The 13,035-nt window shown below is 54.5% G+C and carries 11 protein-coding genes; 9 read left to right on the plus strand and 2 right to left on the minus strand.

What is annotated here, in order from left to right; translation table 11 throughout:
- Positions 1-4 precede the first annotated feature (4 nt).
- The 4 genes from modD to DBY20_01115 all read left to right on the plus strand — a co-directional run bounded on the left by modD (position 5) and on the right by DBY20_01115 (position 3,969).
- Positions 5-850, plus strand: coding sequence for a ModD protein (modD, locus tag DBY20_01100; protein PWL79849.1), 846 nt, complete (start codon positions 5-7; stop codon positions 848-850).
- Position 851: 1 nt separating this feature from the next.
- Positions 852-1,376 (plus strand): hypothetical protein, encoded by a 525-nt coding sequence (locus tag DBY20_01105; protein ID PWL79850.1) that lies wholly within the window; start codon positions 852-854, stop codon positions 1,374-1,376.
- Between the two features lie 119 nt (positions 1,377-1,495).
- Positions 1,496-3,346, plus strand: coding sequence for a carbon starvation protein A (locus DBY20_01110; protein PWL79851.1), 1,851 nt, complete (start codon positions 1,496-1,498; stop codon positions 3,344-3,346).
- Between the two features lie 116 nt (positions 3,347-3,462).
- Positions 3,463-3,969 carry a hypothetical protein gene (locus DBY20_01115; protein ID PWL79852.1) on the plus strand — a complete coding sequence of 169 codons (507 nt, stop codon included), beginning with the start codon at positions 3,463-3,465 and terminating at the stop codon, positions 3,967-3,969.
- Here the strand turns inward: DBY20_01115 and DBY20_01120 are convergent, their stop codons facing one another.
- A complete protein-coding gene (locus DBY20_01120; GenBank protein ID PWL79853.1) occupies positions 3,970-5,253 on the minus strand; it encodes a radical SAM protein in 1,284 nt (427 codons plus the stop codon). It abuts the gene before it with no gap.
- 48 nt (positions 5,254-5,301) lie between these two features.
- Here DBY20_01120 and DBY20_01125 point away from each other — a divergent pair, with 48 nt between their 5' ends.
- Positions 5,302-6,480, plus strand: coding sequence for a hypothetical protein (locus DBY20_01125; protein PWL79854.1), 1,179 nt, complete (start codon positions 5,302-5,304; stop codon positions 6,478-6,480).
- Positions 6,481-6,637: 157 nt separating this feature from the next.
- Here DBY20_01125 and DBY20_01130 read toward each other — a convergent pair whose 3' ends face one another.
- Positions 6,638-8,119, minus strand: a complete 1,482-nt coding sequence (locus DBY20_01130; protein PWL79855.1) for a hypothetical protein — start codon at positions 8,117-8,119, stop codon at positions 6,638-6,640.
- Between the two features lie 939 nt (positions 8,120-9,058).
- Here DBY20_01130 and DBY20_01135 point away from each other — a divergent pair.
- From DBY20_01135 to DBY20_01150, 4 genes are all read left to right on the plus strand, one after another.
- Positions 9,059-9,274, plus strand: coding sequence for a hypothetical protein (locus DBY20_01135; protein PWL79856.1), 216 nt, complete (start codon positions 9,059-9,061; stop codon positions 9,272-9,274).
- Between the two features lie 758 nt (positions 9,275-10,032).
- Positions 10,033-10,560, plus strand: coding sequence for a hypothetical protein (locus DBY20_01140; GenBank protein ID PWL79857.1), 528 nt, complete (start codon positions 10,033-10,035; stop codon positions 10,558-10,560).
- A 59-nt stretch (positions 10,561-10,619) separates the two neighbouring features.
- Positions 10,620-10,892, plus strand: coding sequence for a hypothetical protein (locus DBY20_01145; GenBank protein PWL79858.1), 273 nt, complete (start codon positions 10,620-10,622; stop codon positions 10,890-10,892).
- A gap of 699 nt (positions 10,893-11,591) precedes the next feature.
- Positions 11,592-11,993, plus strand: coding sequence for a hypothetical protein (locus tag DBY20_01150; GenBank protein ID PWL79859.1), 402 nt, complete (start codon positions 11,592-11,594; stop codon positions 11,991-11,993).
- The last annotated feature ends 1,042 nt before the right edge of the window (positions 11,994-13,035 follow it).

Raw genomic sequence — 13,035 nt, forward strand, 5'->3', positions numbered from 1 at the left:
GCCCATGTACATAGCCGATTCGTACCTCGAAGAGCTCATCAGCGAAGATGTCCCGAGTGTCGACCTAACCACGCACGTGCTGGGCATCGGCGGGCATCACGGCTGTATAGAATACTTCACGCGGGATGCGGGCGTGCTGTGCGGTACCGAGGAAGCCGAGCGCATCTATCACATGCTGGGTGCCGAGCGTGTCGAAATCCAGCCGTCGGGCACCCAACTTGCGCCCGGTGATGTCTTCATGCGCGTCTGGGGACGGGCAGAAGTCCTGCACATGGGTTGGAAGTGCTGCCTTAACATCTTCGAGTACTACAGCGCGCTGGCGACCAAGACGCGCGCCATGGTCGATGCAGTGCATGCGGAGAATCCCCGTTGCGAGGTGCTGACGACGCGCAAACGCATGTCGGGTACCAAGCCGCTCGACACGAAGGCAACGCTTGTGGGCGGCTCCTTCCCGCATCGCCTGGGGCTTTCCGAGACCGTGCTCGTATTTGCGCAGCATGTTGCGTTTTACGAGGGCGGCATCGATGCTCTCATCGCCGACATTCCTGAGCTCAAGGCGCGTTGTTGCGAGAAGAAGTTCTTCGTCGAAGCCGATGCGTCCGATGCGGTGCGCTTTGTCGAGGCGGGCGTTGACGGCATCCAGCTCGACAAGGTTCCCGCAGACAAACTCGCGCAGCTCGTGCGCACCCTCAAGGGCATCAATCCCCAGGTCACGGTTATCGCAGCTGGTGGCGTCAACATGGAGAACGCTCGCGCATATGCGGCGAGCGGCGTCGATGGCATTGCGACGACCTGCCTGCACTTCGCCAAGCCGCTTGATATGAGCGCCCGCATGGTGGCAGATGCCTGACATGTCGATGGATGCCGCGGCTTCCGAGAGGGCACATGCGGTGCTCGAGCGCCTGCTTGCCGCACACGAGGCGTACTTTGACGTCGAGCACAACTACTCGTTTGCGGGACGCGATTTTGAGGGGTATGCCGAGCTGCATTCGAGCGCTTTGCAATACGTGCTGGTGAAACGTGCCAAGCTCTGGGAAACCACTTCCCACGAGTATCTGTTCTTTAAGCTCGTGGGCCATTTGGATGCCGGAACGTTCGACGAACTCGTGGCGTTCATGCAAGAGGAGACCATTGCCAAGGTCTCGCTCGGGCCCGATCACATGAACTCGTTTCTCTCGCTCGTCATCATCGCTGATTCCATAGATGCGGGACTAGCGCGTCGCGTGCGCAAGACGCGCTTCCGCAAGAACTTCGCGCTTGGCCTCAAGGGCTGGGCTGACCTGCGCGTATGCGTCGTCTGTCTGGACGAGGGCGCGGTGCATGCCAACGCGATGGGGGCTGATATGGTGCCCACACTCGAGGCGAACGCCTTCTAGACGTATCCCTCGCTTCCATTGGTTCCCATAAGAATTAGCCGCGGTTAAATTTTTCTTCCATCTGCCGCCAAAAGTACTAAAATCCCGTGCATTAACGAATGGACGAGAGGTGAGTATCGATGAATGCAATGCTGATTCTGCTGGTCTCCATAGTGGTCTTGGTGCTGGGCTACATCTTCTATGGCGGATGGCTCGCCAAGCAATGGGGCGTCAAGGCCGAGCGCATCACGCCCGCTCACGAGTATGAGGATGGTCGCGACTACGTTCCCGCGCCGCCGTATGTCGTGCTTGGTCATCATTTCTCGTCGATTGCCGGTGCTGGTCCCATCAACGGCCCCATCCAGGCTGCCATCTTTGGCTGGGTGCCCGTGTTGCTGTGGGTACTCATCGGCGGCATCTTCATCGGCGCCATGCACGATTTCGGCGCGCTGTTCGCGTCGCTCCGGCACAAGGGCCAGACGCTTGCGACCGTCATCCAGGAAAACGTTGACGGCATGGCCAAGAAGCTCTTCTGCATTTTCGCCTACCTTACGCTCATCCTCGTGGTCGCTGCCTTTGCGTCCATCGTTGCCAGCACGTTTGCCGTCACTCCGGTTCCGGCCGACGCCGCCAAGGCTGCCACTGTCGAGATGACGAACCTCGCCAACACGCGCACCGCCATGATTTCGATGCTGTTCATCGTCGTCGCGGTCATCTTCGGTCTGGCCACGCGCGGGCGTAAAATTCCCACGGCCATCAACGTGATTTCGGCAATCGTCATCATCGTGCTTGTCGTCACGCTGGGCTTCCTCTTCCCGGTCATCTCGCTCGACAATACCACGTGGATGATCATCATTGGCGTTTACATCCTACTCGCCTCGGTCGCGCCCGTGTGGATCTTGCTGCAGCCGCGCGATTATCTCTCAAGCTACCTGCTTTACGGCATGATCGTGCTTGCACTCGTCGGCATCGTGGGATCGGGCATCGTGGGAGGCTCGAGCGATCTGTCGATTCCCGCGTTCACCGGCTTCACCGCCGCTGCCGGCACGTCGAAGGTTGCGACGAGCGGTTTCCTCTTCCCGGCACTGTTCATCACCATCGCCTGTGGCGCCATATCGGGCTTCCATAGCCTTGTGGCCTCGGGTACGACGTCCAAACAGCTCGATCGCGAGAGTCAAGCGCAACCTATTGCGTACGGTGGCATGCTGCTCGAGTGTCTGGTCGCCGTCATTTCGCTGTGCGCCGTGGCGTTCGTGTTCTCGGGGTACATGGATGGCACCTACACCTCGCCCACGCAGGTCTTCGCGGCGGGCCTTTCGCAGATGCTCGGCATGATTCCGGGGCTTGCCGGTGCCACCGACATCGCGTACGCGCTGCTCATCCTTGCCGTTTCGGTGTTTTGCCTGACCTCGCTCGACACGGCGACCCGCCTGGCGCGCTACATGTTCCAGGAGCTCTTTACGCCGCAGGGTGTCGAGATCAAGGACCTGACCGGATGGCGTCGCGTCGTGACCAATCCTTGGTTTGCGACGATTGTCACCGTCGTCTTGGGCGTGTGGCTCGGCATGACGGGCTACCAACTCGTATGGCCGCTGTTCGGCGCCGCAAACCAGCTTCTCGCCGCCTTGGGCCTGCTCGCCGTGTGCGCATGGCTCGGCAATGCGGGACGCAACAACAAGATGTTCTACGTGCCCATGGCGTTCATGCTCATCGTGACGCTGACTTCACTTGTCATGACGCTGTACGCCAAATGCATGGCGCTTGCGGGCGGTGCGTTTGACGCGGCGACCATTCTGCAGCTGCTCATAGCGCTGCTGCTCATCATCTTGGCGGTCATTCTGGCCGTGAAGGGGCTCAGGACGATCTTCGGCGCCCACAAGGGCGGATCGGGGACGTCGGGTGGTGACTCGGCGAGTGCGGACGCGAAGGCGAACCCGGCTGACGAGCCCTTCGAGCATGCTGACCTGGGATTTGAGGATTTAAATATATAGGTGGGAGCGAGAGGCCCCGGAGCGGAGGAATCTCTCCCGCTCGCAATGATGGGGAGCGGAGCCGTTCTTGCATCGCAAGGGAATCGTGCTAGAATAACCGCAATAAGTTGCACAAGATGTGCCAAGGGCCCGATTCCCTGGCACGGGCCTTATCCAGGAGGACGATTACCATGCAGCGCAGCGAACGGGGACAGTACGAGCAATTCGTCATCGGTGCCATCTCGATTCTCTCGAATCGCTTCAATCGCTTTGCCGATTCGCTGCATTCGGACATCACCTTCAAGCAGTGGTACCTCATGATGATGATTTCGCGCATGGAAGACGAGCCCAAGAACGTGCGCGACATCGCCGAGTTCACCGGTACGACGCGTCAGAACGTCAAGAAGATGCTCGCGGCACTCGAGGAGAAAGGCTATGTCACGTGCAGCCGCTCAAGCGCCGATGGCCGCGCCCTGGACGTCGAGCTTACGCGCAAGGCATACACGTACTTCTCCGATAACGGAGCTGCTGCGGAGCGCAAGATCGACGAGCTCTTCGCAAACGTGTCGGATGCCGAGCTCATGTCCATCGTAAAGGGAATCCAGAAGCTCACCGAGTGCCTGGACGAACTCGAAGAAGAGTAACTAGAGAACTTCAAGCCCCACTTCGCGCAGGTAGCGGCCCTGATCGTCACGCTCGAGCACGTTATAGGAGACGACGGGCGTGCAACGCGTGCCTGCGAGCGCGTCCACAAAGCCTAGCGGAAAAGCAAGCGAATGCTCGTGCGTGCTCTCGATGTAATCGGTGCATCCGGCAGCCTGAAGGCGCTTACGGGCTATCTCGACGTCCTTGCCGAAGACCTTGCCCGATTTGAGGAAGAAGTCCTCTTCGTCAAAGCTGAAGCAGGGGTGCATATCGCGTCCGACCTCGTTCATCTGGCGCATCTCGCTGCGGTGCTTGTTGTCGAGCGAGCAATAATGCATGCCGAAGGAAAGCCCCTCGTCCATCGCCCACAGCATGAGCTCGAGTGCGAGCTGTTCGCTGCCATCGATGGCCAGCCCGCCAGAGTAGTTGTAGTCATACATGACGTCAAAGGGAGGATTGCGCAGTTCGAAGCCGCGCTTGGCGAACTCCTCCCAGCTATGGAAGGGGAAGCAGAACTCGAGAAGGTTCATGCCATCGATGCCCGCCTCGTCAAAGCGCCGCATCCAATCGCGCATCGCATCGTCTGTGCCGGGGATGATGGGCATCTCGACCATGACCGATGGGATGTACTCGGTGGCCATCTGCATATTGGCGAGCACGCGTTCGCGCTGTTCGTCGGTGTCATCCTGCTTGATCGAGAAGCGAATCTCGTCGAGCCCGGCATCACGCAGCTGCTCGGCCATCTCACGCGTGAGCAGGTCTCCCGAGGTGTACATGCGCTTGTGGGCGTCACCGAAGAGCTCATGCGCGCGGGCGAGGAAGGCGAGCGTATCGGCGAAGTTGAGCAGGGGCTCCCCACCGGTCAGGCCAACGACGGCCATCTTTCCGCCGGTTGATTGCGCAGCCTGTTGCATAACTTCTTCCCACGGGCAGCCTTCCTCGACGAACTTGTCGTAGTCGGCGAGGTTGTAGTTGAAGCAGAAGTAGCAATCTCGGTGGCATTTGAAGGTGGTCGAGAAGGTCTCGCTGCCGTTTGCGCCGGTACATTCGACGCAGGCGGGAGAGAGCCAACCCACGCGAATGCTTGCGCCGCCGTTGCGCATCTCGGCGCCTCGATCGGCAAGCTGCCTGCGCAACTCGTCGATCGCATCGTGACGCGCATCTGCATCGGCAAAGGTCAGGCCCCTTTCACGCAGGGCCTCGATGTAGTTTTCCTCGGTGCGCTCGAAAACACGCAGGGCATTGCGTAATGACTGGTTGTTCATGAGGTTCCATATCCACATAGACGGCTTTCCACTGGCGATTATAGAGCCACCGAAGGGTGGCGTGGCGTGGAAAGTGCCGATATACTGTACGAGTTCGCGCCTGGGAGGGATGCGAAGACGCCTGCCATGCTCATGGCAGGCGTGGGAAGCCGCGCGAGCGCTACGCGGCTTTTCTCGTATAGGCGCGGGTCTGCAGGAGGGCCGACCCGCACGAACAGGGGGAATTACATGAAACCTTACAAGACCGTGTTCTACAGCTTCTGCGTGGGCGGCGTTCTCGCCCTTATCGCGCAGGCCATCTTGTCGTTCTGGCAGTTTGCGCTGACCGGTACGCCGATGGAATTCTTCACGGGTGGTGCCACGCTGGTGAGCATGGGCCTCATCGGCTGCGTGCTCGGTGGCTTTGCGTGCTACCAGTACGTCGAGGAGTGGGCTACGTTTGGTGCCTTGCTGCCGTTCTCCGGCTTCGCGATGGCCGTCGGCATGAAGGGCGTTGGCCCATGGACCAAGGAAAACGCCTCGATGGGCAAGTGCATCTGGAATTGCGTGTGGTTCGTCATCTGGTTTAACGTCGTGTTCATGCTCGTGTGCGTCGTGATTGGTTACGTGTGCGGCATGATGGGCGTCCAGCCTGGCCAAAACCTGGGCGTGGCGAAGACCGAGGGCGGCATGCTCTTCTTCAACGCCCTGTGGGTGGGCGGCTTGCTCGCCGCGTTCTTCCAGATTCTGTTCCTGGTCTGCAAGTCCATTACTTCCAAGACGACGCCGCTCCACATCCTGATGACGGCATGGATGTTGGGTGCGATTCTCGCGCCCTTCGGCATTTCCGGTGCGCTTGCGAACTTCGCCGGCCAGGGTTTTTCGGTCATGATCACCGTTGGTGGCTACAACACCTACAACATCGGCATGGACCTGTTCCTCGGTGGCGAGCATGCCATCGCTGGTCTGGTTCACCTGGGTTCCTTTGCGCTGGCTGTGTGTGGCCTGGCGCTCACGGCGCTGTTCACCTTCTGGATTTATAACGCCATCTTTGGCCGCAAGCCCATCAACGAAGTGCATGCCGAGAAGGCGCTGCATTCGCTCGAAGAGCTTGGTTATGACGCCTCCATGGTCAAGGTCGCCAAGGTCGAGGAGCAGGAGGGCTTCGACGAGGGGGCCGATGGCACGCCCATGGGCACGGGTGGTGCAGTCGATGCCAATGACGATGGCATCGTTGACGTAACTGGAGATGTTATCGATAAATAACAGGTTGCGTTTAGGCAGCTGGTTTTGGCGTCGAGGGCGCCCGCAATTCCTCAGAAGCCCATTCGGAATTGTCGGGTCCCTCGACGCTTTTACATAGCCGCAGGTAGTTGACGCAGAATGGATCCAGTGTAATAATGCAATAGGTAGCGTATAGTGGTTATCGGTGATAGTACGCGCGGCGCTCGAAGATGGGCTCGCAGCAGACGTTGATGCCGAGGTTTGCGTAGGTTTTCTCATCTGTCGAGGAGATGATGACCGAGAAATAGGCATCGCAGCCGCGTAGAGCTTCGGTTGCATCGATTGCCCTCTGGGCGAGAGGGTCGGTGGCCGAGCTAATGGAAAGGGCAATAAGTGTCTCATCTGAGTGGAGACGCGGATTGATGCTGTGCAGATGCTCGGTCTTGAGGTGACAGATGGGCTCGAGGGCCGCATCGCTCACGATATAGGTGCTGTCATCGATGCCGGCCACGACCTTGAGGGCGTTGAGCAGGAGCGATGAGGCAGCACCGAGGAGCTCCGAAGTCTTGCCGGTGACGAGCGACCCGTCGGGGAGTACCAGGGCGCCAGCGGGCAGGCCCGAGGCTTCCGCTTTGGCGAGTGCGGCCTGGTGAGCGGGGGAAAGGTCGACATCGACACCCGCATCCTTCATGAGAAGCTCGAGCTTGCCGACTTCCTCTTTGCCGGTACCGACGCGTGCGAGTTGTTCGCGGGCACGGAAGTAGCGGCGTACGACCTCGTTGCGGGCTGCATCGCTGCAGACCTCATCGTCACAGATGCAATTGCCTACCATATTAACGCCCATATCGGTGGGGGATTGGTAGGGGCTCTCTCCCAGGATGCTCTCCATCATGGCCTTGAGCACGGGGAATGTCTCGACATCACGGTTGTAGTTGACGGCAATGCTCCCGTAAGCCTCGAGATGGAACGGATCGATGATGTTATTGTCCTCAAGATCTGCCGTGGCGGCCTCGTAGGCGATGTTGACCGGGTGCTTGAGCGGGAGGTTCCAGACCGGGAAGGTCTCAAACTTGGCATATCCGCAAGTAACACCATGCTTGTTCTCGTGATAGAGCTGGGAGAGACACGTTGCCAGCTTGCCTGAGCCCGGACCGGGGGCCGTGACGACGACAAGCGGGCGCTCCGTTGCGATGTAATCGTTTTTGCCGAAACCATCATCGCTCACGATATGCTCGATATCCGACGGATAACGGTCTATGACATAGTGGCGGTAGCATTTGATGCCCATGGACTCTAAGCGGCGCTGGTACGCCTCTGCATGGGGCTGGCCGGTGAATTGCGTGATAACGACGCCGCCGACGAGCAGGCCCATCTCGCGATATACATCCATGAGGCGCAGAACATCCTCGGAGTAGGCAATGCCGATATCTGAGCGATGCTTATTGCCCTCTATATGATTAGCGTTGATTGCAATGACGACCTCTGCATCATCGGCCAGGGTCATGAGCATGCGGACCTTGGAATCAGGCTCGAAACCAGGAAGCACGCGTGAAGCGTGGTAATCGTCAAAAAGCTTGCCACCGAACTCGAGATACAACTTGCCACCAAATTGCGCAATGCGCTCCCTGATGCGAGCGGCCTGCATTTCGATATACATGTCGTTGTCGAATCCGATGTGCATGCCATACAACCTTCCACTCGAAATTTTTCATCATCATACACGACAGCCGAGACACGAAAAGCAGAGCGATGCGTTGAATCGGTTGGCGCGTCTCCACAAGAATCCACAAGAAAAGTGACCAAGATATTTTGGCAGAAATTCAGGTCTAACAGAGTCCCAAACGAAGGAAGATTTTCAGTCCCAAAAAAGAGGCTTCAGAATCGCGCCTATGGCACTTTTAGAGATTGATTGGCATCGAAACACAAAGAGCAGTCAGAGGGGCTGAGAAGCCAGTATTTTGCACGAGAGAGCAAATTCAAAATCTGGAAGCAGAAAGAGAGAATTTGAAAGCAAAATCTTTAGCTTGTACCAGTTGAAGATATGTTATTAAGTTGCATAAATAAGAGAATTTGAGAGTGGCAGAAAGATCTATGTGGAAAAAGACGAGAGGTTTGAATTATCTGATTTGGAAATAAAGGATTATCAACAAACAGATAATCAATATATCAGAACTTGAGATAAAGAACTATCTGAGAACAGGATAATAGAGCATATGAAGTGCTATTTACTAACTGGTGCCAGTTAAAAATACGGAGATCCGTATCTATTATTTCATACCAAGAATATATAATTATCAAATTTGAGATAAATTAAATCGAAGCGAGCAAAATTTGTATTGAAGCGAAATTATCCAAATATGAGATAAAATATTATCTAGATAAAGAATAAATTAATTCAGATTGGTAAAAGATTGACTCTTGAGTTAATTAACTACTAATCAGATAAAGATTTATCAGAAGAAAGAATAATAAGACCGGATGGGATATCAAAATCGGGAAGAGAAGAATAAGCAGGTACCAATAAAAAATATGCGTTGATTTAATCTAGATTAAAGATAAAAGAATTATCTAAAAATCAGTTAATGTTATATCTACGAATAAGATAAAGAATCCTGAGTTGATGATTTTCGCGAGTTCGAAAATACAAACGGAAACAAATTGGAATCCTGTTGAAAAGGTCTGGAGGCTCTCTGAGGCACGAGAATCAATTTTGAGCCGTTTTAGCCTCCGTGGAGTCTTTGAGTCCGAGATGGTTTTCCAGAACGTCTTGAGGCCCAAAATAATCAGTCAAATTTTCAATGCCCAAGATCGAAATTATTATCTGTATTGTGAATAAAGATTTCCAGAAAAAGATTGGACCTGATTTTTCGTTTCTCGTTCGAAACTTTATTATAAAAGCAGATAAAGATGACTCGAATCAAAAACATGGCATATTAACTTAAACTAAGATAAAGATTTCTTTTCAAAATAAGCTAAATAATTCTACGTTAAGAATAATAAAGGCACCCCATCTTAATCTGATTAGTCGATAAAGTATAACAGGGTTGTCTGAAAAATCAGGAATCGAGTTGTGATCGAATCATGAATCGGCTGTTACCCAAACTCTCCATTCACGATAAAAAATCTTTGCAGAAATCTGCTAGAAACGCTCAAAATTTAACGATAGCTATCGCGGGATTCTGCCCCAAAACAAAGGCCTTAGAAGGGCTTAAAATCGCTTGTAGATATACCGTGAAAGCAAGCTTTGATTTTGTATAGAAAAATGTATATATTGCCTGATAAATCGCTGATATCATTAATTTGCTAACCAGGCGATAACACAGCTAAATCAGGCGTTAGCGTGGCTACCGAATCCCCTTCGCTATGCGTCTTGAAAATCGGGCCGTGAGAACCACTCAGAAGCCACAGAAAGCGTCAAGCTATCAATTTGTATTTTTTATAGATTTGCGTATATCACTTGGTATATAATCTCAAAGACTTTAGATGAGTCAGATCGTCTAGTTACTCGCCAAGAATGTTCTCAAAAATGTAGGTTAGGTGGTTGAGTTGAGTTCAAAAGTCAAACAGGCGAACTTCCGTTTACCCCTCGAGTACATGTCGATGATTGATGATTTCGCGCATCGCGAAAACATCACCAAGGCGGCTGTCATCACCCGCGCCCTGGATTGCATGTGGGCATCGTACGACTCGGGCAACAACGGAATGCCCGTCACCGATTCCGGCTCGGGTATTTCCGAGCAGGAATTCAACGATCTTAAGAATCAGCTGAAGCAGGCGGAGGAGCGCGCGCAGGCCGCAGAGCAGCGTGCGAACGATGCCGTTTTGGCTCGCGATGCCGCCGAGGCGAAGGCTCGCGAAGCGGTGGCGGATGCAAGCGTTGCAGCCCCCATCGTTGCCGCAGTCAACTCCGTTTCGGACGACGAGATCGAGCGCCTCAAGGCACTGGTTGCCAAGCAGGAGGCAAGCCTCGAAGAGAAGACAAAGGCGCTTGCCGCCAAGGAAGCCGAGGTCGCAGCAAAGGAGGCGCAGATTGCCGAGCGTGACGCTCGCATCACGTCTCTGAGCGAGCAGCTCGGTGCGGCAAATGCCAAGGCTCAACTGGCCGCACCGCTCAGACCGTGAGCGTCGCACCCATAGATGGTGGTGGTTCACCCGGAGAAGATTCAACCCGTGCGCTGACCATGCTTAACATGCTTGGCGGTGTCATGGGTGCATTCCAGCAGCAGGTCGACGATGCCCGCCAGGTGGGTGAGCAAGAAGGCCGCTCGGCTGTTCAGAAAGAGCTCGAGGATATGATCAATAGGGCTCGAAACGATGGTTATCGTGACGCAATGACATATCTCGATGACCGTGTCACAACCGCACGTGAGTCTGGGGCCAAGGAGGAAAGAGCACGTATCGCCAATATGGGATTCTTCGAACGCCGCCGTTACCTCAAGATTCACTTAGCCTAAAGGAAGCATCAAACACACACCAGGTTTCACCACTTACCACGACTTCCGCACTTCCCTTACAACCCTCCAGCGACCCCGGATCCACCTACCGGGGTCGCTGTTTTTATGCCCGCAAACGCTCAGGGCGGCAGGCTTTTTTGTCCCGGCGTGTCATCTCGACCGGAGGTGCCGTAAGGCACAGGAGCGGAGAGACCTCGTGGGTGCTCGGGGCATGAGATTTCTCCACTCCGGCGCTGCGCGCCTCCGGTCGAAATGACAAAGGGGCGGGCTTCGCTTCACTCGAAATGACAGGGGGCGGGCTTCGCTGCGCTCGAAATGACAGGGGAGTGGGCTTCGCTGCGCTCGAAATGACAGGGGGCGGGCTGCGTCCCGTGCTCGAAATGACAGGGGTAGTTTTTTGTCATTTCGATCGAAGCGAGCGCAGTGAGCGGAGTGGAGAAATCTCCCACGCCGTGCATCAGCAAGGGTTCTCGAAGCATGTGGGAACGCCACTTTTTGGCTCGTGCCTGTGACTCGATACCGTAATTGACTGGTACCAGTGATAGCGAAACGAAACGTTCTGCGCGAAAGGGAAATGAGAGTCGAAACGATGATAGTGATAGGTCGATTTTAGGGTTTTCGAGTGTCTTCTTTTGCTATTCATGGGGCCTCGGGGGCGCAGATATATCGATGAGAATGTCGGTCAGTTCAGGCGTGCGAATGGGGTCGCGTCTGCTGTATCGGGAGCTGATTTTGAGTCTGAAACTATGGTGCGTCGATGCCGAAATCAGCTCCCTGTTTGAGCGATTCGTGGTGGAGAGTCAAAGCGAAATTGGCGGCGCGGACGGATCGCGGAAGTCTGCTGAGACTCCCGCGATTTCGTTTCAGGTTCCGCGCCAGCAAGTTTATGAACCGATTTTATTGGAGCGGGGGTTCCGCGCCGGGGCGCGGAAACGAGCGCTGAATTGCCGCGCGGTGCCGCGGTCGATTTTTGGGGCGCGGCGAGGCATGCGGAGGATGGATTGGGACGTGTGGGTGCTTGGCGGTTTTCGGAGGTGTGTTGGTCGTTGGCGCGTGGAGAATATGGCTCATGGGTACTATTGTCTTGGGGGTGGCTGCTGAACCGAAGTGACCAAGATACTTGAAGTGAGCAGGGAAGGGGAACTCGAGGCGCTATCTTGGTCTGATGATGAGGGTTCAAAGGGATTGCGATAAGTCGGTTGAAGCGTCTGAAAAAGTCCGGATTGAGTTGAACCGCTATAACGAATCGCCTTAAGTGAGGGAAGAAGTGGGCGGGTTTGAGCAAATCGCTATATGCAGGATGCAATTTGGGATTGCGTGATTGGGTTTTTAGGAACCTGTGGAGGTACGGATGGGTCGCGCAGATGTCTCCCGGGTCCATTTTTGGCTCTGGAGCGAACGGCTTGGTTTTCTTACGCAACAAGGACGAAAAACGATGCCTTAGAATCGATTCTAAGGCGTTTTGCCCGTATGACAGGTATCCGAATGTGCCAGAAGAACATAAAAGGGCTTAAAACGCCTTAAAATGCGCCAAATGTCTCTCAGGCTTGATTTGGAAGCTTTGGATGAGACTTGAGCTGCACGGAAGGGGTTTCGAACCTAATCTGGGCCCCGATTCTCCTTCAGGGGGATCCAAATCGGACCGAAATCACGAAAATGGTCTTCGATGCATAGTAGCGTCAGAGTTGTCAATCATTTTTTCACAAAGAGAGATGGGCAACTCAAAGAAGATAAGAAAATCCATACGAGTATATCTAAAAATAGGATAAAGATTTTGAATGTTTGGCTGGTGGGGGCGTGAAAAATGCGCAATTGGTTTCGTGAAGAACTTGCCAACCAAATGTGGAGGAATTGTGAAGACGAAAAATAGTTTTGAGCTTGGGTTTTGCTTGCAAATGGCTAGAAATGGCCAAAAAACAGTGCCTGATGCTACCAAAATGTTTTAGCAGTCTCATTTACGCGTTTATCCAGTGGTTCTATAGACACTCTATACAAATGTAGCGTAAAAGCTATGCAATGCTTGCAGGGTGGTAGATGCTGCTAAACCCGCAGGTAGATGGCACAATTGCCGAAGTTTCTCGCTTGCAAGGCAAAACGCGATTTTGTACATTGCGCATGCCGGTGAGTGAGGAAAGTAATACGA

It is taken from the genome of Coriobacteriia bacterium, assembly GCA_003149935.1.
In the GTDB taxonomy this organism is placed as follows: Bacteria; Actinomycetota; Coriobacteriia; order Coriobacteriales; family QAMH01; genus QAMH01.